This is a genomic window from Nonomuraea guangzhouensis (genome assembly GCF_019396345.1).
Lineage (GTDB): Bacteria > Actinomycetota > Actinomycetes > Streptosporangiales > Streptosporangiaceae > Nonomuraea > Nonomuraea guangzhouensis.
In genome coordinates this window covers 33,631-52,787 of record NZ_JAHKRM010000031.1, presented here as the reverse complement: position 1 = coordinate 52,787, position 19,157 = coordinate 33,631, and the positions used below count along the sequence as shown (strand labels likewise).

At 67.5% G+C, this 19,157-nt stretch carries 23 protein-coding genes; 22 read left to right on the top strand and 1 reads right to left on the bottom strand.

The window, feature by feature from the left end; translation table 11 throughout:
• The first annotated feature begins 2 nt into the window (after positions 1-2).
• From KME78_RS47540 to KME78_RS47465, 16 genes are all read left to right on the top strand, one after another.
• The gene (locus KME78_RS47540) at positions 3-1,571 is read left to right on the top strand and encodes a head maturation protease, ClpP-related (protein ID WP_219536585.1); all 1,569 of its coding nucleotides are present in this window, start codon (positions 3-5) and stop codon (positions 1,569-1,571) included.
• Between the two features lie 2 nt (positions 1,572-1,573).
• Entirely contained in the window at positions 1,574-1,954 is a 381-nt protein-coding gene (locus tag KME78_RS47535) for a capsid cement protein (protein ID WP_219536584.1), read from the top strand.
• A 21-nt stretch (positions 1,955-1,975) separates the two neighbouring features.
• Positions 1,976-2,902 (top strand): phage major capsid protein, encoded by a 927-nt coding sequence (locus KME78_RS47530; RefSeq protein WP_219536583.1) that lies wholly within the window; start codon positions 1,976-1,978, stop codon positions 2,900-2,902.
• 10 nt (positions 2,903-2,912) lie between these two features.
• A complete protein-coding gene (locus KME78_RS47525; RefSeq protein WP_219536582.1) occupies positions 2,913-3,287 on the top strand; it encodes a hypothetical protein in 375 nt (124 codons plus the stop codon).
• Between the two features lie 75 nt (positions 3,288-3,362).
• On the top strand, positions 3,363-3,809 hold the full coding sequence (locus tag KME78_RS47520; RefSeq protein ID WP_219536581.1) for a hypothetical protein: 447 nt from the start codon (positions 3,363-3,365) through the stop codon (positions 3,807-3,809).
• A gap of 9 nt (positions 3,810-3,818) precedes the next feature.
• On the top strand, positions 3,819-4,259 hold the full coding sequence (locus tag KME78_RS47515) for a hypothetical protein (RefSeq protein WP_219536580.1): 441 nt from the start codon (positions 3,819-3,821) through the stop codon (positions 4,257-4,259).
• Between the two features lies 1 nt (position 4,260).
• Positions 4,261-4,677 carry a hypothetical protein gene (locus tag KME78_RS47510; RefSeq protein ID WP_219536579.1) on the top strand — a complete coding sequence of 139 codons (417 nt, stop codon included), beginning with the start codon at positions 4,261-4,263 and terminating at the stop codon, positions 4,675-4,677.
• A gap of 12 nt (positions 4,678-4,689) precedes the next feature.
• Positions 4,690-5,025: a hypothetical protein gene (locus tag KME78_RS47505; RefSeq protein ID WP_219536578.1), complete on the top strand. Its 336-nt coding sequence runs from the start codon at positions 4,690-4,692 to the stop codon at positions 5,023-5,025.
• Positions 5,026-5,028: 3 nt separating this feature from the next.
• Entirely contained in the window at positions 5,029-5,298 is a 270-nt protein-coding gene (locus KME78_RS47500) for a hypothetical protein (RefSeq protein ID WP_219536577.1), read from the top strand.
• Positions 5,298-5,852, top strand: a complete 555-nt coding sequence (locus KME78_RS47495) for a phage tail tube protein (protein WP_219536576.1) — start codon at positions 5,298-5,300, stop codon at positions 5,850-5,852. Before KME78_RS47500 ends, KME78_RS47495 begins: the two co-directional genes overlap by 1 nt.
• 2 nt (positions 5,853-5,854) lie before the next feature.
• Positions 5,855-6,307, top strand: a complete 453-nt coding sequence (locus KME78_RS47490) for a hypothetical protein (RefSeq protein WP_219536575.1) — start codon at positions 5,855-5,857, stop codon at positions 6,305-6,307.
• Positions 6,308-6,554: 247 nt separating this feature from the next.
• On the top strand, positions 6,555-9,956 hold the full coding sequence (locus KME78_RS47485; protein WP_219536574.1) for a phage tail protein: 3,402 nt from the start codon (positions 6,555-6,557) through the stop codon (positions 9,954-9,956).
• Complete coding sequence (locus tag KME78_RS47480; RefSeq protein ID WP_219536573.1) at positions 9,953-11,137, top strand: hypothetical protein; 1,185 nt, start codon at positions 9,953-9,955, stop codon at positions 11,135-11,137. The genes KME78_RS47485 and KME78_RS47480 overlap by 4 nt, the downstream gene beginning before the upstream one ends.
• A 4-nt stretch (positions 11,138-11,141) precedes the next feature.
• The gene (locus tag KME78_RS47475; RefSeq protein WP_219536572.1) at positions 11,142-13,886 is read left to right on the top strand and encodes a phage tail protein; all 2,745 of its coding nucleotides are present in this window, start codon (positions 11,142-11,144) and stop codon (positions 13,884-13,886) included.
• A 2-nt stretch (positions 13,887-13,888) separates the two neighbouring features.
• Positions 13,889-14,494: a hypothetical protein gene (locus tag KME78_RS47470; RefSeq protein ID WP_219536571.1), complete on the top strand. Its 606-nt coding sequence runs from the start codon at positions 13,889-13,891 to the stop codon at positions 14,492-14,494.
• Positions 14,484-14,669, top strand: a complete 186-nt coding sequence (locus KME78_RS47465) for a hypothetical protein (RefSeq protein WP_219536570.1) — start codon at positions 14,484-14,486, stop codon at positions 14,667-14,669. The genes KME78_RS47470 and KME78_RS47465 overlap by 11 nt, the downstream gene beginning before the upstream one ends.
• Here the strand turns inward: KME78_RS47465 and KME78_RS47460 are convergent.
• Positions 14,666-15,340, bottom strand: a complete 675-nt coding sequence (locus tag KME78_RS47460; RefSeq protein ID WP_219536569.1) for a DUF4190 domain-containing protein — start codon at positions 15,338-15,340, stop codon at positions 14,666-14,668. The genes KME78_RS47465 and KME78_RS47460 overlap by 4 nt on opposite strands.
• 174 nt (positions 15,341-15,514) lie before the next feature.
• Here KME78_RS47460 and KME78_RS47455 point away from each other — a divergent pair, with 174 nt between their 5' ends.
• The 6 genes from KME78_RS47455 to KME78_RS47430 all read left to right on the top strand — a co-directional run bounded on the left by KME78_RS47455 (position 15,515) and on the right by KME78_RS47430 (position 18,964).
• Complete coding sequence (locus tag KME78_RS47455; protein WP_219536568.1) at positions 15,515-15,835, top strand: hypothetical protein; 321 nt, start codon at positions 15,515-15,517, stop codon at positions 15,833-15,835.
• Between the two features lie 4 nt (positions 15,836-15,839).
• Positions 15,840-16,463 carry a collagen-like domain-containing protein gene (locus KME78_RS47450; RefSeq protein ID WP_219536567.1) on the top strand — a complete coding sequence of 208 codons (624 nt, stop codon included), beginning with the start codon at positions 15,840-15,842 and terminating at the stop codon, positions 16,461-16,463.
• Positions 16,464-16,473: 10 nt separating this feature from the next.
• Positions 16,474-17,253, top strand: a complete 780-nt coding sequence (locus tag KME78_RS47445; protein WP_219536566.1) for a peptidoglycan recognition protein family protein — start codon at positions 16,474-16,476, stop codon at positions 17,251-17,253.
• Between the two features lie 201 nt (positions 17,254-17,454).
• Entirely contained in the window at positions 17,455-18,006 is a 552-nt protein-coding gene (locus KME78_RS47440; protein WP_219536565.1) for a hypothetical protein, read from the top strand.
• 9 nt (positions 18,007-18,015) lie between these two features.
• Positions 18,016-18,369 (top strand): hypothetical protein, encoded by a 354-nt coding sequence (locus tag KME78_RS47435; protein ID WP_219536564.1) that lies wholly within the window; start codon positions 18,016-18,018, stop codon positions 18,367-18,369.
• 361 nt (positions 18,370-18,730) lie between these two features.
• Entirely contained in the window at positions 18,731-18,964 is a 234-nt protein-coding gene (locus tag KME78_RS47430) for a hypothetical protein (RefSeq protein WP_219536563.1), read from the top strand.
• Positions 18,965-19,157 lie beyond the last annotated feature (193 nt).

The following is a 19,157-nucleotide window of genomic DNA, read 5'->3' as shown; positions in this document are numbered from 1 at the left end:
CAGTGAGGCTGAAGACCGCACGCCCACAGGCGCGCACCAACGCGGACTGGTACCGGATCAGCAACCTCGCTGACGGCGCGGCCGAGGTCGTCATCTACGACGAGATCGGCTGGTTCGGCGTCTCGGCCGGCGCTTTCCTGGAGGAGCTCAAGGCCGTCACCGCGGGCGAGATCAGCCTCCGGCTCAACAGCCCTGGTGGCAATGTCTTCGACGGCGTGGCGATCATGAATGTTCTCCGGTCCCACCCGGCGAAGGTGACCACGTACGTGGATGGCCTAGCCGCATCGATCGCTTCCGTGATCGCTATGGCGGGCGACCGGATCGTCATGCAGCCGCACTCGCAGATGATGATCCACAATCCGTGGGCTATGTGCATCGGCGACGCCGCCGACATGCGCGATGAGGCAGAGCGGCTGGACCGCCACTCCGAAAACATCGCGTCCGTCTACGCCGAACGCGCTGGCGGGACCGTCGCCGACTGGCGTGAGCGGATGGCGAGCGAGACCTGGTACTCCGCTGAGGAAGCCGTCGCGGCAGGCCTCGCGGACGAGGTGGGCCAGCATCGCGAGCAGCAGTCCGAACCCGACAAGGCCGTAGCGAACGCGTGGAACCTGTCGGTGTTCCGCTACGCCGGCCGCGAGCACGCTCCCGCCCCGCTCGCTACCGCGGTCGGCCCGCACAGCACATCCGTTGAAGAGGGCGCCTGGGACGGGCCGGCACAGGAGAAGAAGCTCCCCTCCCCCGTGCCGGTCGCGACGGCCAAGGCGATGTACGGCTGGTACGACGGCGACCAGGTCGAGGACGGCGCCGTCCCGAAGAGCGCCTGCAAGCTGCCGCACCACGTCGTGGACGCCGACGGCAAGCCGGGCGCCGCATCCCTGAACGGGGTGCGTAATGCGCTGGCCAGGCTGCCGCAGACCGACGGCCTGACCGACGCCGAACGGTCCACGATCGAACGCCACTTGCGCGATCACCTGCCCGACGAAGAGAACCACGCCACCCCGAGCGTGGTTGCCGTCGCGGCATCACAGACTCCCCCGGCCGAGCCGGCCGCGGGGCCCCAAGAAACCCAGGAGGAGGACAGCATGTCCACTCTGAGCGAGGGCCTGCGTGAGCGGCTCGGCATCACCGACGCCGAGCTCGACGACGATGCCCTGCTCGCTGCGCTCGACGACCAGCTCGCCGTGCTCACTGAGCCCACCACCGAGCCCATCGAGACCCCTGCTGAGCCGGTAGCCGCCAAGCTGCCGGAGGGCACGGTCGCGATCGACGAAGCCACGCTTGCCGAGCTGCGCGAGCAGGCGGCCGAAGGTGTGGCCGCCCGGGCGCAGCAGCGGGTCGAGGCCCGCGACCGGGCGCTCGACGACGCCATCAACGCCGGCAAGTTCCCGCCCGCAAGGCGCGAGCACTGGGCGCGGCTGTACGACCTCGACCCGGAAGGCACCCGGCAGACGCTGGCGAGCCTCGCCGACGGAGTCGTCCCGCTTCAGGACGTGGGCGAGCCCGGCGGCGAGCCGACCGACTCCGACGACACCGAGTTCGACAGCCTGTTCTCCCGGAAGGTGGGCTGATCATGGCCGACTACGCACCGGTCTACTACGGCGGCACTGAGCCTTTCACGATGACCGCCTCCGCCACCATCACCGGGGGCCAGGTGGTCTTCGCCTCCGGTGTCGGCACGGTCGCCCCCACCGCGGGCGCGAACGGCGCCTACGTCGGTGTGGCCGCCCACGACGCCACCTCCGGCACCCGCGTCACCGTGTGGCCCATCCCGGGAGTCGTTCACGAGACGACCACCCCGGCCGGCGTCACCGCAGGCGCCGCCCTCACCTCGTCCACCGCTGGCGGTGTCGACTCCGGCACGCTCGGCACGATCGCCGCGGCGGGCACCCTCATGGGCACCGCCGTCTCGACCGCCACCGCTGGCAACAAGGCCCGCTGGATCGGCCGCTAACCTCCCGAAAGGAGATAGGACATGCCTGGTACCTACCCGGCCGCGCCGCCCACCCTTTCGGGCGACCTGCTCAGCATCAGCCGGTTCCTGCAGTCGCCGACGCAGATCCGTCGCCGTCTGCGCACGTTCACGGACCTGAGGTTCGTGAGCGACCAGATTCTCACTCAGCGTTTCCGCAGCAGCGGCGGCGCCGTGCTGTACGAGGTTTCCGAGCCGATCGTCAACACCCGTCCTGTCGAGGCTGTCGGAGCGGGCTCCGAGTACCCCAAGGACGTCCCGCCGAGCGGCGCTGCGGCGCTGGCCGCGGTCCAGAAGTGGGGCCAGGCGGTCGACCTCACCGACGAGGAGATCAAGCGGAACGTGTATGCGGGCGACGCGGTGGACCGCGCCCTCCGCAAGCTGATCAACAGCGTGATCAAGCAGGTCGATTCGGTCACCGTGTCCGCGATCGGGTCGGCGATCACCGCCTCTGGTGCGGCCACAGCGGCGTGGAACAACGCCACCACGGCGATGATCCTGCGCGACATCGAGCTTGCCAAGGCGGCGATCCTCGACCTCAACCAGGGCTACATGCCCGACACGATCCTGCTCAGCAGCACGAAGTACGCCTACATGGCGTCCGACCCCAACATCTCGAACCTGAGGCGTCGGGAAACCACCGACAACCCGGTCTATGGCGGCCCGATCGACGTCATCGACGACTTGGCGGTCGTGGTCGCTCCTGTGTCCAGCCTGCCGTCCAACGACGTGTGGGTGCTCGACAGCAAGCAGCTCGGCGGCATGGCGGACGAGGCTGAGGTCGACCCCGGCTACACGGTGAGCGACATGGCTATCCAGGTCCAGACCGAGCGGCTCGCCCGCCGGGACGCCTGGGAGATGTGGGCCCGCCGCCTGACGGTGCCGATCGTGCAGGAGCCCGGCGCAGGCTACAAGATCACCGGCACGTGAGGTGGTTGCCATGACCCGCTACCAGGTGACGGCGCCATGCGTCGTCCACGTCCCCGCCATGACGCCGTCCGGGCCCGCGCTCGGCACCTACTACCAGGGCGCGATCCTGCCCGACGGCGTGCCGCAGGAGAAGCTCGACCACCTGCTCAACTCCGGCATGATCCGCGCCTTGGACGAGCCCAAGCCAGCCTCGGGCGGCGAGCGCGAGGAACCTGCGGAGAAGTCGGACGGCGCATCGGACGATCCGGCGCCACCGTCCGTCAACTCTGCTTCCCGTAAGGCCGATCTCATCGACTACGGCATCGCCCACGGTGGCGACCGCGACGAGCTGGAGACGCTCACGCGGGACCAGCTGCTGGACCGGTACGTCCGCCAGCAGTCGTAAGCGTGGACCGGCCGCGGCGCATCCCCCGTTGCCCGCGGCCGGTCCACCCCAAACGAGTAGGGGAGAGGTGGGCCGGTGGCTGAGTCGTGGCAGCCGACGCTTGAGCAGGTCGCCGACCACATCCCGACCCGTACCCGCGACGCGAACGCCCCCAGCTCGGACACGATGTTGGCGACGTTCAACGGCAGCACGACACCGACGGACGAGCAGGCCACCCGGCACATCAAGGCCGCCGTGGTCGAGGTGTTGGGCGCTGTTGGCGGCACCATCCCGGCAACGCCGGCGTTCCTCGCTGGGCTCGCGTCGGAGGCGGCGGCGTTGAGGGCCGCCGCCGACATCGAGCTCGCCTACCCGGACCGGGTCGCTGACGTCAGCGTGTTCGAGCAGCTCGACCAGCGGGCGAAGGACGTGCTGCAGCGGCTGATCGACGCCATCAACGACCAGGGGAGCGGGCCGGAAGGCTCGCTCCTGCCGGTGTGGGCGATGCCTGAGCCCGTCTGGTACGGCGACTACCCCTTGTAGGAGGCGACCGTGGCAGACGTCACCCTCATCTGGAACGAGCAGGAAGTGTTCCGGGTCCTGCACTCCTACACGGGACCGGTCGGCAAGCGGATGGCCCGCTACGGCGAGATCGTGAAGCTGGGTGCCCAGCGTCGGGCGCCGGTCTCCCCGGCAGGTTCAGGAGGGCGACCGCCCGGCCACCTCCGCTCCGTCATCCGGTGGGATCGTGGCCGCGACGTCACCCAGTACGTCGACATCTCCAGCCCCGCCCGCACGCCTCAAGGCGAGCCCCTGGGTCTGTTCATGGAGGTCGGCACACGGCCTCACGTGATCCGGCCGAAAAAGCCTGGCGGCTGGCTGCGCTGGTTCGACGGCGACGGCAAAATCCACTTCGCCCGCGTCGTCCACCACCCCGGCACCAAGGCGCAACCCCACCTTCGGCCGGCGCTCGAAGACCTGCGGCAGGCATGACGTGGCCTACGTCGCCGCCGTACGGCTCGTCCGGTCCTGGCTCACCTCGCAGACCACCCTCGTCGGGCCAGGCAAGCCGATCGCCTTGGGCGCGTTCCGGCAGCATCCCCGCTCGCCCGGCCAGGGCGCCTACGTGCTGTTGTCCCGGATCGGCCGCGCTGGGGACGTGGTCGCCGAAGACGTGATCGACAGCGCCCGCATCTCGGCCAGCATCTACGCGGGCACCGACGAAGCCGCCGAAGACGCCGCCGTCGCGTACGCCAACGCCGTGACGGCACTCACCGGCAGCCCCGCCGTGATCGGCGATGCGCGCTGCCTGGTGGCCGACGACCTGGTGGGCCCGCTGCTGGTCGACAACCACGACTCCGACCGGGAGCAGTGGCAGTACCTGGTCGACGCCACCTTCACCATCATCTAAGGAGCAACCTAGATGGCCACCTATCCCACCGTTGACATCGTGCGTTCGGGTGTCGCGGGCAGCTACACCACGGTCTCGGCGTCGGACCAGTTCTCCGCAGGCGTCAACGTGTTCCTCCATGTGAAGAACACCACGGGCTCCGCGGTCACGCCGACGTTCGTCACGCCCGGCAAGATCGCCGAAATGGACATCTCCGACCTGGTCGGTGGTACGACGCCGGCGACCACCGGAGAGCGTTTCTACGGCCCATTCCCGCCCAACCTCTTCGCTGCGGCCGACGGGATGGTCACCGTGACCTGGTCAGCTTCAGGAGCTGGTATCACCGCCTCCGCGCTGAGGGTCGGCTGAGCCATGGCACGCCGCCTTCCCAAGACAGAGAACGACGCTGCGGATCGTCCGCCGTACTACATCGCCACAGAGGCGCTGTACCTCGACGGCAGCCAGTTCAACCGGGCCCACAACCCCGGCGACCGCGTGCCCGCTGACCACGTCGAGGCGTACGGCTGGGCCGACAAGGTCCGCCACCCCGACGACACCCCCAAGCAGCCGCCCGCTGCGGCCCACAACGAGCCTGAGACCGCCGTAGGCCAGGCAACCACCGACAAGAAGGGTGACGCCTGATGGCTCGTGGAAACCCGGCCAACCTGGCATTGGGCCCCGGATACCTCTACATCGCCGTGCTCGGCACCACCGAGCCGACCGACCTGACCACGCCGTGGGCGACCGTGTCCGCCGCGTGGACCGCGCTCGGCTACACCGATGATGGATCCAAGGTCAACTACAGCGTCGACTCGGAAAACGTTGAGGTGGCCGAAGAGCTCGACCCGGTCGCGGTGGCGCTCACCAGTCGCGAGATGACGGTCGACTTCGCTCTGGCGGAGATCACCGCCGCCAACCTCAAGCGCGCCCTCAACGGCGGCACTATCACCTCGGGCGCTGGCATCGTGACCTTTGAACCGCCCGACCTGGGCGAAGAGGTGCGGGTTATGCTCGGCTTCGAGAGCGAAGACCACACCGAGAGGTGGGTGTTCCGTAAGGGGCTGCAGACCGGCGGCATGGAGATTTCGCGGGCGAAGGGCGCCGCCAAGGCGACCATCCCGTGTTCGTTCAAGCTGGAGCGGCCCGCCGCCGCCAAGCTGTTCAAGGCGATCATGTCGACGGCTAGGGCGGCCTGACCATGACCAGACGCTCCTACACCTCGGCCGGAGCCCAACAGAGTTCGGACGGATCAAAGCCGAGTTTCGAGCTGGACGGCGTCGAGTTCGAAGCCGAAGGCACGATCAGCACCATGGATTTGGCCGAGTTCGCCCGGCTCGCCACGACGGGTGTCGACTCCGGCAGCGCGAAGGGTATCGCCATCTTGGCCGACGTCTACCTGTCGCTCCTCGGCGAGAAGACGTACGAGCGGTTCCGCGAGCACTGTCGCAAGCACGGCACGGACGGCGGTGTCCTGGTCGAGATACTCGGCGGGATGATCTCGGAGGCGGCTGACCGCCCTACCAGCAGGCCCTCGGACTCCTCCGATGGGCCGCCGAACGACCCGGGTATGCAGACGGTCGTTTCCTTCAAGCGGGCCACCGTCGAGCAGAAGCCGAAGGAGCCGGAGTCGCCGGTGGTGTCCTACGGCTGAGCGAACTGCTTCTCGCCGACTGGTGCGACTTCGTCCACGCCCTGTGGATCGACTGGCGCACCAACCTGCTCCGGACCGAGGCACTGTTCGCCCTCGCCGGCGCGAACGACATCGAGGTTGACGCGCACGTCGAGTTCGACGAAGCCTTCAGCCCGCCCACGCCGGCATCTAAGCAGGACCCCGAGGAGAGGCGCAGGCTGATAGCCGCGCTCGCCGCCCAGTAGCAGAAGGTCGGCGGGGGGTGCTCATGCCCGGCACCCCGCTCGCAGAGGCGTTCGTCCGCGTCCGCGCCGACGTCAGCCGCTTCAAGCAGGACATTCGCGACGCCTTCGACGGGGTAGGCGACGACTTCGGCAAGCAGTTCTCGAAAGAAGCCGAGAGCCGCCTGCGGGACGAGCGGGGCCGGTTCACCGCGGCAGGCCGCGACATCGGCGACGCTGCCGGGGACGCCGCCGGCGAAGAGCTGGGCCGCCGCATGTCGCAGCGGGGCGCCGTGCGGTTCGGCGACGACGGCAACCAGTTCGTTCCGGTCGGGACGCAGATCGGCGACGAGACCGGCAAGGCTGCGGGCGAGGCGTTCGGCGCCCGGTTCACCAAGGACGCACAGGGGCGCTGGCACGACGAGCGCGGCAGGTTCGTGGCTGAGTCGACCGCAGCCGGCGAAGAGTCCGGCGACGGCTTCAGCAAGGGCTTCGACCGGAAGATGGGCGACGGGAACGGCCGTGGCAGACGCCACGGCCGCGAGTTCGGCGACGGCTTCTCCGACGGCCTGGGTGACGCGCTGCGCCGTCTCGGCGACATCGGCGGGCGCGTCTTCGACCTGATGCTGCCGTCGCTCGGCCGGCTCGCATCAGGCTTCGGGTCGGTGGTTTCGGCGGCCGGCGGCCTGCTGGCGACGGGCGGCAAGTGGGCGGCGGTCGGGTCGGCGGTCGCGGCGCTTGGTGCTGCCGCAGCGAGCGCCACGGTCTACACGCTGGACCTGGCCGCTGCGCTCGCCCCGGTAGGCGGGTTGATGGCGGCCCTGCCCGGCCTGCTGTTGACCGGCGCTGCCGCGCTCGTCACCTGGAAATTGGCCACGTACGGGGTCGGGTCGGCAATGGCCGCGGTCTGGTCTGGCGACGCCAAGGCCTTGGAGGAGGCGCTGGCGAAGCTGACGCCCGCCGCGGCTGCCTTCGTCTCCGAGTTCGAGAAGGCCAAGCCCGCGTTCAAGGATTTTCAGGCGGCGGCGCAGGAAGGATTCTTCTCTCAGCTCAGCGGCAGTTTGGCCGGGTTTGCGCAGGCGCTCGGCGCGCTCAAGGACCCGCTGCGGGACCTGGCCAGCGAATTTGGTGGCCTCGTACGCGAGACGTTGAATTTCGCCACCGCCCAGGAGACGGTCTCGCAGTTCTCCCGCATCCTCGGCAACACCGGCCAACTGGTCGGCGCGTTGTGGTCCGCTATGCAGCCGCTGCTTCGCGGCTTCGTCGACTTGGGCGTCGTCGGCTCCGACTGGCTGGCCAGCATGTCCGACAGCCTCACGAACGTCATCAGCCGCTTTGGCGAGTGGATGTCGCGGGTTTCCGCAAGCGGTCAGGCGTTCACCTGGATGGACGGCGCCGCAGCCGTGCTCAAGCAGCTCGGCGCCCTGGTCAAGGACGTGTGGGACATCCTCGACGGGCTGCTCGACGCAGCCAAGACGGCGGGCGGGCAGGCGCTCGGCGTGCTCGGCCAGCTCGTCGACACGTTCGCGCGGTGGGTGAAGTCGGCGCAAGGCCAAGAGGTTTTGGTCACCCTGTTCAAGGCGTTGAACGAGGTCGGCCGAGCGCTGCTGCCGATCATCGTCGCGCTGGGTGGTGCCGTCGCCGCGATCGCGCCCGTGGCCGCCAAGCTGGCGACCGCGCTCGGCCCGATCCTGGCGCAGGCGATCGCCGCCCTCGGCCCCGCGATTGCGGCTCTCGGGCCTGGCGTGATCGCTCTCATCAATGGTCTGGGTGCGGCGGTCGCGACTATCGCGCCCATCCTGGTGCCGCTCGGGCAGGCGATCGGCAACGCGTTCGCTCTGCTGTCGCCGCTCCTCGTCGCGATCGGGCAGGCGATCGCCGCTCTGCTGCCTGGCGTCCGCGACTTCCTGACCGCGTTCGCGACCGGGCTTGCCCAGCTAGCGCCTGCGATGGCGCCGATCGGTGCCGCGCTGGGCGGCATCCTGACCGCCCTGTCGCCTCTCCTGGTCATGGTCGGCCAGGTCGCCGCTGTAATCGCCCAGAACCTGGCGGCGGGCGTCCAGTCGATCCTGCCGAGCCTGCAACTGCTGGTCAGCAGCTTCGGGCAGGCGCTGATCGCGCTCACGCCGATCGTCCCGATGATCATTCAGTTGGCGGCGGCGTTCATCAACGCGCTCGTTCCCGCGCTCGCCCCGCTGCTGCCGCAGGTCGCCAACTTGATCACGCAGCTTGTGTCCGGGCTGGTGCCGGCACTCGCGCCGCTGCTGCCGATCATCGGCCAGATCGCCGGGCTGATTGGGCAGACGTTCGTGTCCGTACTCGGCGCGCTGATCGAGGTGATCCTGCAGATCCTGCCGCCGCTGTCGCAGACGGCGCAGATCCTCGGCCAAGCCCTACTGCAAGCCCTGCAGATGGTCTTGCCTCAACTGCCGCCGCTCGTGTCCGCGTTCCTGTCGCTACTGCCGGGGATCGTCAACCTGCTGCCGCCGCTCGCCGAACTGGCGGTGTCGCTGCTGCCCAGGACGTTCGAGGCGATCGGCCAGATCCTTCCGCTGCTGCCGGATCTGATCCGCAACGCGATCCTGCTGACCCAAGCCTGGTACCCGCTCATCCCGATCTTCGCGGACTTGTTGACCAAGCTCGCGCCGCACATCCCACTGTTCATCGAGATCGCGGCGGTGATCGCGACGAAGCTGATTCCGCCAATCGTCAGGCTGGCTGAGGTCGTCGTCGGCATGGTCAACACGGTCAACCGGACGTTCCAGCTCATGTATGACACGCTCGTCGGCCATTCGATCATCCCCGACTTGATCAACGGGATTGACTCGTGGTTCGGACGGCTGCCCGGCATGCTGCTCGGCTGGGTCGGCCGAGCGAAGGACGCCGCGATCGGCCAGTTCCAGAACCTGGTCGGCTGGGTGAGCGGGCTGCCCGGCCAGCTCGTGGGCGCGCTCGGCAACATGGGCGGGCTCCTCGTAGGAGCAGGGCAGTCGCTGGTCACCGGCTTCTACAACGGGATCATCTCGATGTGGAACTGGCTGGTCTCGCAGGTCCAGAACCTCTTCGGCGGATTGGCGGGGTGGGCCAAATCGATCCTCGGCATCGCCTCGCCGTCGAAGGTGTTTGCCGCGATCGGTCGTGAACTACCGGCTGGCATGGTGGTCGGCATGGACGCTGGCCAGCCGATGCTCCAGGCGGCAGCCTCGCGCATGGCTGACGTCACGGATGCGTTCACGACCGCGTCGTCGGCGCCGGCGTTCTCCGGGTCGTTCGGCACCGCGACCACGGGCGCTGCCGTGGGTACGGCTGCCGCCGGTGCTGGCGGGGTGCGGATCGAGAACATCAACGTGCAGGGTGTCCTCGACCCGCGTGACCCGGCCTCGTATCGGCGGATGGTCGAGGACATCCGGCAGGCGATTCGCGCCCTGGAGCGGGAGGTGTACGCGTGAGCGACCTCCAGCTCGGCCGGCTGATCCTGCGGGAGACGATGGCATTCACTGAGAGCGCCTACCAGGGCTGGTCGATGCACATCTCCGGCATCGAGGTGTGCCCGATGGTCAGTCGTGAGGAGGCGTGGGACCGCTTCGACGGCGTGCTCGGATCCATGGACAGCCTGGTGCCCGCGATCTGGGACGAGAAGGCCGAGCGCAACGGCTACTACACGATCTCGTCGGCGTCGGGTGAGGTGCTGGATCGCAAGCGGCAGGGCATCGTCACGATCGCCTGGAAGATCAGCCTGCAACGGCACGGCGCTGAGACGGACATCGACCTGGAAACGCGCCTGTCCGGCGCCGTACGGAAGAACGACTTCTCGCTCACAGGCGAGCGCTGGAGCGCCCCGCCGGTCGGCCACTACGGCTACTACACCGGGGCCACCGCGCCATCTCTCATGACCAGAACGACAGCCGACGGGACGATCACCGTCTACCGAGGGATCCCGTCCGGGGTGTCGCCGCGGTGGGGGTGCCGCCTGGACGACTACATGCGGGGCCGGGTACGGCTCCTGACCGACGGGCTGGAGCGGGTGGGAGCGTCCCATCGGCTGGCTGAGGACGGCTGGGAGCTCACGAATGGTCTCGTCCGGGTACGCCCACTGACAAGCGGCGGCAGTATCGAGGTGGCGTCGTTCACGGGCGGGGCGTGGCGGCCGAAGAAGTGGTGGGCCGACGTCGGCGGCACCCAGGTCGCCTCGTGGGACTCGGCGAGCGTGCTGCGCAACGACGTGGAGCAGTGCGTGGTGAGGCTTACCGCCGCCCGGTCACCGGTCGGCCGTACGGTGCTCGACCTTACGCTGCGTCGGGGTTCGCGCTTCGTGGAGGGGTACCTGCAGCGCGGCGACTCGGGCAGCCTGTCGGTATACCTCGCGACGTCAGAGACGCTGACGAACAACACGTCCTACTTGGTGAAGACGACCGACGACGCTGACGGCAACCGGGTGACGCTCGGATCCGCGAAGACGTACACGGCGCACGCGAGCGGCGGGCTCACGAAGACCAGCGTGGCAGCGATCGACTTCTATCTCGGCGTCGTCGCCGGCGGCGGCAGCGCGGTGTCCGGCGACACCGCCGTCAACCTGCGCGACCAGTTCATTGGCGCGCTCCCCGAAACCACCGCTGCGGTCAGGAGGTGAGCCGATGCCGGTCAACGAGGTCGTGATGGGGCTCGGCTCCTGGTCGCTCACCCTGGTGGAGGAAACCCCGCGCGACGTCCTGGACCGGCTCCAGTTCTTCGGCCACGTGGCGTTCATCCCGGGCAGGCTCAACCCCGCCGAGTACGGCGACCAACTGCTCACCATGGCCCGGTACGTCGGCGTGTTGACCGGCCGCGATTTCGACCTGGCCAAGAAGATCGACGGCCAGTCCACGGCGGTGTGGCTGGGGGACGCCGACGACAAGGGCGAAGTCATCGAGTCGCCCATCTCGATCAACAACACGTTCCCGAACGCCATCAGGGCGATCCTCGGCGCCGGGACAGCCGTCGTTGAAGGCACCCTGTACAGCGTGCCGGGCACCTACAAGAGCACGCACGTGTGGCAGTCCAAGCGCAAAGCGATCAACTACATCTGCAACACGATGAACGCTGAGTGGCGAGTGACGGGAGATTGCAAGCTCGACGCTGGCCTCATCTCCGACCTGTACGTCACCAACCCCACCTGTGTCATTGTGAGGGAGCGGCCGAACCGGCACACCGACGGCGCAGACCTTTCCTACCGGGGCTTGCGCGGCGACATGGCGCTCGCGACGGACGTGGATGACTACACGACCCGTGTCGTGGTCATCGCCGAAGGAGAGGGGCAGTCCACCGCGATCGGTTCGGCGGACAACCCGTCGGTGTTGTACAGCGACATTCGCGGCAACCTGATCAAGCGGGTGCGGCTCATCTCCGAGTCGGGAACCACGTCGGGGAACGCGAACGGCAGGGCGCAGGTACAGCTCAACCGCTACCTGTCCACGCGGAACGCGCTCCGGCTGACGACGGACGACTACGACGTGCGGGGCGCGTACAAAGTCGGCGACTACGTCTGGATCTACGATCCTGACGCCGGGCTGCTCGACACCAACAACGAGATCATGTGGCGGGGAGAGCGGATCAACCCGATCAAGCTCAGGATCGCGGGCTCGAACTGGCCGGTGCGGGAGGGGACGACGGTCGCCTACCGGCATCAGGACGGCACGTGGATCGACCTCACGCAGTTCGTGGACTTCGAAGGCGGCGAGACCACGGTTGACGTGGGAGAGTTGCTCAAGAGTTTGTCACAGGGCGGTTTGGAGCCGGTTGGGGATCGGCCGATCCCGGACAGCACGATCCCTGGCGCGGTGACCTGGGATCTGCCGTTTCTGTCCGGCGTCTACCTGGACGGGCTGGGCAACACGCGGGCGCGGATGCAGGTGTCGTGGGATCTGCCGTTGAACGTGGACGGCTCCACGATTTTGGATGGGGACCACTACGAGATCCAGTCCGGGGTGTCGCCGGCGACGGAGTGGCAGACGACGTTCGCGCCGTGGGGCGACTTGACGGCGATGGTGCTCGATCTCAGCCCAGGTGTCGACTACGACTTCCGCATCCGCGCCGTCGACTCGTCGAACAACCAGGGCGCCTGGTCAGCGGTCGAGACGGCTACCGCGAACCCGGACACGATCCCGCCTTCGACTCCAGCCGCGCCAACGGTGGCCGCGTCGCTGATCGCGATCCAGATCACCCACACTTTGGGGAAGGCAAGCGGCGGCACCTACAACTTGGAGCTCGACCTCGACCACCTGGAAGTACACGTCGGCGCGACCAGCGGGTTCACGCCCGACAGCACGACATTGCGCGGACAGGTGGCCGCGAACGCCGGGATGATGCAGGCCGGGATCGCAGCGGTGGGCACCGTCCCGGAGTCGAACACCAGCTTGCGCCAAGTAAAGGTGATCGCCGTCGATCAGGCGGGGAACCGGTCGTCGGCGTCGGCCGCCGCATCGGTGACCGCGCTCCTGATTGATGACGCGCACATCACCGACCTGACCGTGTCCAAGGTGACGGCGGGGACGATCAGCGCGAACTGGCTGATCGGCGCCTCCATCCGTACCGCATCAAGCGGCCAGAGGGTCGAACTGAACACGACCGGCCTGCACGGCTTCAACTCGGGCGGCACCGAGTTGGTCACGCTGTCCAACTCCGGATCGTTCACGCTTCGGTCAGCAACGTCAGGCGCGCGGATCGAGCTGGACAATGCCGGGTTCCGCGCCTACAACTCCTCTAGCCAGCAGACCGTGGACATCGCCTCCTCTACCGGCAACGTGACCATCGTCGGCCAGCTTTCCTCAGCATTCTCGGGCAGAAGGATCATCTTCAACCCGTCCGGAACCACCGACCCCGAGATTCGCTTTCTGTCCAGCACCGGGACGATCGCCACCAGTTCCCGCATCATCATGCAGGGCGGCGCGAGCCCCGGCAGTTACGCGTGGTTCAAGATGGAAGGCCCAACAGGGGCCGCGTCGAACGCCCACCTCCACCTCAGCCCTGGAGACGCTGTCGGCTTTACCGAGCTGGGCGAGACAGACGACGCGGACTACTTCCAGAACCAGGTCATCGGGATGGGCAACTCCTACACCGACAGACGGATCTGGTTCGGGGGCCGCATCAAACCCGCCAACGATTCCGGGGTCGGCTTCGCACACAGCGCCGTCATCCCCGGATCGGTGGATGTAGACGGCAGCTCCTTCACCATCTTCGACGGCTACTACGGCAGCGACCCCATGTACGCGATGTTCACTCCGACCGCTGGAAACCCTGTCGGGCACGCGGTCACCAACAACGGCGCGTTCGACTTCAGCGGACACGTGTCGGTCGCGCTGTCCGGCTCGGACCGCATCACCTACTGGAACATAAGGCTCTAGACATGTCCGACTGGGACATCATCCGGATCAAGGATGACGTGGCCGCAGGCAGGTGGACCATCGTTTACAACGTGCCCACCGAGTACGCGCCTGACGGCATCTTCTCTTTCTCCATGCCCAAAGATGCGTTCAACAGCGTGGCGGTGGCATTTGAGTACGACATCGAGAACTCTGGTCACGTCGACGACATGTTCGACCACCTGATGACCTACCCGATGCTCGCCGCCCCACTGGTCGGAGAGCCTGCATCGGACGGTTTCGGAGCGTTGATGAGGTCTGGCGATCCGGCCGGGAGCCCTTACGTCGATGCGAGGAACGCAGTAACGAGCAGCGCGGACTTGTACTCGCGACATCCTGCCGACCTGCGGTCAAGCATCAAGGCAGGGATCAGCGGCATGAAGGCTGGCGTGGCCCGGCTCCGGCCAGCACCGCAGGTGGAACTACATGAAGCCGGGCGACTGATTGAGGTGGCGGACCTGTCGGACAACCCGAAGTACATCGTCATGCAGGACATGGCGGCCCGGCTCCGACCCGAGAACATCGTGCAGGGCCGCAAGATCTTCCAACGGCGGCGCACGACGAAGATGGGGGATATCCGTGGAGCGTGAGCAATCGCTGTCCGTCCCGACGGACCTGGTGCTTGCCGAGGTGACTCGCCAGCGCAACACAGCGTTTGATGAGGTTGCGCAATGGCGAGCGCTCGCCCAGCAAATCATGGCCGAGCGCGACGAACTGGCCGCCGAGGTCGAGCTGCTGCGCAGCGGTAGCACGCCTGACGCCTAAGGCTTGTCCGCTGTGACCTGGCATACGGCGTAGGCCCCGGTGGCTTTCGACTCGCGGATGATCTTCCCATCCACCTTGATCCTGCACTCGATGACGCCCTTGTCTCCCGCGTTCTGCACCCACAGGTACAGGCGCGGCTGGTCGCCGTCGTACACCAACTCCTTGGCGTACGGCAGCTTGACGCCCGACTCCTGCTTAATCTCGAAGTCCCTGCTGTAGGTGATGTTCATCGCGGCCGTGGCGCCGTCCGTGCCGACCGCTTCGAGCGTCACCTTGTGCCCGCCCTGCTGCTGTGCGCTGGTCGCCTGACCTGGCTGTGGCGATAACTCCAGCCCCGTCCGGGCAGGCCCGACAGGCGTCGGGACGGCGGCCGAGTACAGGACTGACGAGATGGCTCCCGTCCACGACAGCACCCAGAACAGCAGCCACGCCCCGGTCAGGAACCAGCCGAGGATCGTCCCCGCCAGGGCCATGCCGCGCCCGTCCGTGCCGTCCCGCCTGATCTGGCCGAGCGACACATGGCCGAAGACGACGGCCAGGATCGACGTGAACCCGCAGGTGATGAAGCCGGTAAGGCCGAGCACCAGCGCGGCCACAGCTAAGCCGTTCGTCCTGCGTTCGCGGGTCGGTGGCGCGTACGGGGATTGGCCGGGCTGCTGCGGGTAACCCATGACGACTCCAGATGGCTGGGACTCGTGAGGACGCCTGCCGGTCGCCACTCGTTTACTTACACGGCTTGTCCCGATTCGGACGCTTTGCGTTACAGGACAGCCCCTGATCGTGCCGCCCGTCTCGTCTGAGGGTGCGAGCGGGCGGCACCCACCTACACCACGGCGAGGAGCACTGTGGCCGATGAGCCCACCCCATGGGAGCTCCACCGAACTGTGGAAGCTCTGCGGCGGACCGTCGAAACGGGGTTCAACGCGCTGAACACGCGATTGGACCGAGTGGTCACCAACGACCTGTTTCAGGCACACCAGGCCGCGGTCCAACGCCAGTTTGACGACCACGAGAGCGAGATCGCCGCGTTGAAGGCGGAGCGGGACGCTGAGAAGGCTCAACGCGCCGGCGACCGCAAGCTGATTGTCACGGCGGTGTTCACGGCGTTCGTGTCCCCCTTGGTGATCCTCCTGATCCAACTGTGGCTGACCAGCAAGGGATCGTGAGTCGATGGGCCGCCATGAACACGACGAGCTCGACGAAGACGACGCCACCGAGGAGCCGTCGCGGCATCGGGCTTGGTGGCTGCCTCTGGGCGCCGCAGTCGCGTTCGCGGGGTTGATGGCTGCGGGGATGGCTGCGATCGGCGACGTCCGCAGCCAACTCCGGAAGGCGGAGTCGGACGGGCAGGTGTTGGCCGAGCAGGTAAAACGCCTCGGCGGCGTGCCGCTCGTGTCGCCATCCGCTGGCCCTCAGGGAGAACGCGGGCCTGTCGGCCCCGCCGGCCAGACGGTCGTGGGGCCCCGCGGCCTGACCGGTCCGAGCGGTCCGCCTGGGCCCGCAGGACGAGACGGAAAGCCGGGCAAGGACGGCGCCGCCGGCCCGACCGGACTCCAGGGAATCCCCGGCTCCAAGGGCGAGCCCGGTGCCACCGTCACCGGCCCTCCAGGAGCCAAGGGCGAGCAGGGCGCCGACGGCAAGGACGGAAAAGACGGCGCCGACTCGACCGTTGTCGGGCCCAAGGGCGAGACTGGCCCGCCGCCGGCCTCCTGGACATTCGCGATCGGCGTCATCACCTACACCTGCACGCCTGACGAGCCCGGATCCACCAAGTACACGTGCAAGCCTCAGTGAGGGAGCGACCTTGAAAACGGTTCAGGCCAAGCACTACCACAAGGGCCGCATCGCCCCCATTCGCTTGATCGTCATGCACTCCATGGAGTGGGCGGAGACCGCCACCACCGCGGAAGACTGCGCTCGCATGTTCGCCACCATGAGCCGGGAGGCGTCCGCTCACGTGACAGTGGACAGCAACAGCGTGGTGCGGTGCGTGGCCGACAAGGACACGGCGTGGGCGGCCCCTGGCGCGAACGCCGACGGCCTCCAGGTGGAGCTCGCGGGCTTCGCTAAGCAGAAGCGCGACGACTGGCTGGACGACTACAGCAGGTCCATGCTGAAGCAGGCCGCGGCTGTGACGGCGGGATGGTGCAAGCTGTACAAGATCCCTGTCCGGAAGCTGTCCAGGGCCGAACTGAAGGCGGGCGGGAAGGGCTTCACGAGCCACGCCGACGTCAGCGCGGTCTACAAACGGTCCGACCACAGCGACCCCGGAACCGGCTTCCCGTGGGACGTGTTCCTCGACCTCGTACGGGACGCCATGGCCGGCGAAGACGACGGTGACGACGACGTCGCGATCCCCGCATGGACCCGCCGGCTGACGTGGCCGCCCACGACGAAGGGTGACGACGTGAAGGTGTGGCAGCGGCAGATGCGTAAGCGCGGCTGGCGCATCGACGTGGACGGCTGGTTCGCCGAGGCCGATGAGGACGTGTGCAAGGCGTTCCAGAAGGAGAAGGGCATCCCAGCTACCGGGGCGGTGGATCGGCGCACCTGGGACGCGGCGTGGACCGCGCCTATCACCTGATCGTGGACCGTATCTGGCTGGACCACTTCCCGTACCAGTCGTTCCTGCCGCGGCATCCCGAGCCCGCGGAGGACGAGCCCGGCGATCGCACGCCGGGCCTGATTGACGAGAGCAACTGAACGAGGGCCCTGCCCTCACCTGAGGCGTGCCACCCGATGTGGTGCGCCTTTCGCATGTCCCCTGATAGAGAGAGCATCCTCGATGGGCACCATCAAGTCTCTGGCCGTCTTCGTCGCTCTGGCGCTCGCCGTGGGTCTCGGCGGCCTCACGTCGTCGGCTGCCGCGTTCGCTGACGTGCCGAGCCTGGCGATCACGCAGGTCGGCTACAACGCGTACGGCAGCGACACGATCTACAACAGGAACCAGGAGTTCGTGGACGTCAAGAACGTCAGCAGCCCGGCTGTGGACGTGAACGTCGCGGGCCTGGTCGTCGCTGACCAGTGGGCCAAGAGCCACGAGGGCGACAACGACCGGAACTGCAACACGCTCAAGGTCACCTCGCTGGCTGGCATCACCACGGGCGCGGACGGCAGCGTCATGCTCGCGGCTGGCCACACGGTGCGCGTCTACAGCGGCCGAGGCGTCCCCGCAGTGTCTGCGGGCGGCTCGGTCCACACGCTGTTCATGAACTCCCGCTGCGGCTATCACGGCCACATCTGGGGCAACGGCGGAGACACCGCCTGGATCACGCTGGGCGCCAACGCGGAGTCGTTCGCGTTCGACTTCGACAACGGCTACACCGTCAAGCCGTAGGAGGCTGGCATGCAGTTCAAGCTCTTCGGCCGGGATCCTGCGGCCATCCTGTACGGTCTGCAGTCGCTGCTGGCTGTGGTGGTCGCGTTCGGCGTGATCACGGGTGATGCCGCTGATTACACGATGACGATCGCGAACGGGGCGATGGCGCTCATCGTGGCGCTGACCACACGCCCGTTCGTCGTGGCGGCGTTCACGGGCGCGGCCCAGACGATCCTGACGGGCATCGTCGCGTTCGGGATCGACGGCCTGACGTTCACCACGGAGCAGCAGGGCGTCATCATCGCCGCCTTGTCGGCGCTGCTGGGTCTGATGCTGAGGCCGAATCAGACGCCGAAGGAGACGGCGGTCACCAGCGCCTGACCGTGGACTAGGACAAGGCACGGGAGCTAGGGCGCCATCTGGAGGCACGTCCGCCTCTGCTGCGGGAAACCAGGACACGCCAAAAGGGCTGGGTCACCTTCGGGTGGCCCAGCCCTTTTGGCGTGTTCCAGAAGTGCGCCGCACTACATTTATCCGCGATTTGGCGACGGATTTCATCGCTGTTACATGCCGAATCTGCGGATCTCGGATTTCTTGCATAGTGGCGCGACGGTTTCGCTTGCCATATAAATGGCCTTCGGTTAAGGATGCTCTTCTACGGATTCGCCGTAGAGCAAAAAGGAGGCGGCCCCTCGCTAGCACCGGGGGGCCGCCGCAACTCAAGGTCACCTCGGAGGCCACCTTGAGCAATACCACGTTACCCCAGCAAGGCTTTCACCTGTACGAGCACGAGCTGGGGGCGACGCCGATCTTCCAACAGATCGCCAGTCAGTCGCCTCTCGTCGCCCTAGCGGTGGGGGTGATCATCCTGCTATTCCTTTTCGGGGTGATCTACCCCGCTGTGTGGAGCAAAAAGGCGGCACGCCGCAAAGCTGCTCTTGCTGTGATCGAGAGGATCTTGCGTCGCCGCCGCTAGCTTTGATCAGACGGTGCGAGCGGGCAGCGCCGGTTGACCTCCTCTCGTCTGCTTCGGTGGGCGAATGTCAGTCGTAGGGCTGATGCAACGAAGCGCCGTCCGGTTCCCCATCTCGTGAGCCGGACGGCGCTTCTCTGGCGTCTCTACCCGTCCACGGCGTACGGTGTCAGGGCCGTCGCCTGCAGACGGGAGC

Bases quoted from the DNA above. Each gene is read 5' to 3' on its own strand.
- KME78_RS47485 (WP_219536574.1), top strand. From the start codon at position 6,555: ATGCCCGGCACCCCGCTCGCAGAGGCGTTCGTCCGCGTCCGCGCCGAC.
- KME78_RS47435 (WP_219536564.1), top strand. From the start codon at position 18,016: ATGCAGTTCAAGCTCTTCGGCCGGGATCCTGCGGCCATCCTGTACGGT.
- KME78_RS47530 (WP_219536583.1), top strand. From the start codon at position 1,976: ATGCCTGGTACCTACCCGGCCGCGCCGCCCACCCTTTCGGGCGACCTG.
- KME78_RS47495 (WP_219536576.1), top strand. From the start codon at position 5,298: ATGGCTCGTGGAAACCCGGCCAACCTGGCATTGGGCCCCGGATACCTC.
- KME78_RS47475 (WP_219536572.1), top strand. From the start codon at position 11,142: ATGCCGGTCAACGAGGTCGTGATGGGGCTCGGCTCCTGGTCGCTCACC.
- KME78_RS47440 (WP_219536565.1), top strand. From the start codon at position 17,455: ATGGGCACCATCAAGTCTCTGGCCGTCTTCGTCGCTCTGGCGCTCGCC.
- KME78_RS47490 (WP_219536575.1), top strand. From the start codon at position 5,855: ATGACCAGACGCTCCTACACCTCGGCCGGAGCCCAACAGAGTTCGGAC.
- KME78_RS47470 (WP_219536571.1), top strand. From the start codon at position 13,889: ATGTCCGACTGGGACATCATCCGGATCAAGGATGACGTGGCCGCAGGC.
- KME78_RS47525 (WP_219536582.1), top strand. From the start codon at position 2,913: ATGACCCGCTACCAGGTGACGGCGCCATGCGTCGTCCACGTCCCCGCC.
- KME78_RS47535 (WP_219536584.1), top strand. From the start codon at position 1,574: ATGGCCGACTACGCACCGGTCTACTACGGCGGCACTGAGCCTTTCACG.
- KME78_RS47500 (WP_219536577.1), top strand. From the start codon at position 5,029: ATGGCACGCCGCCTTCCCAAGACAGAGAACGACGCTGCGGATCGTCCG.
- KME78_RS47460 (WP_219536569.1), bottom strand. From the start codon at position 15,340: ATGGGTTACCCGCAGCAGCCCGGCCAATCCCCGTACGCGCCACCGACC.
- KME78_RS47450 (WP_219536567.1), top strand. From the start codon at position 15,840: ATGGGCCGCCATGAACACGACGAGCTCGACGAAGACGACGCCACCGAG.
- KME78_RS47505 (WP_219536578.1), top strand. From the start codon at position 4,690: ATGGCCACCTATCCCACCGTTGACATCGTGCGTTCGGGTGTCGCGGGC.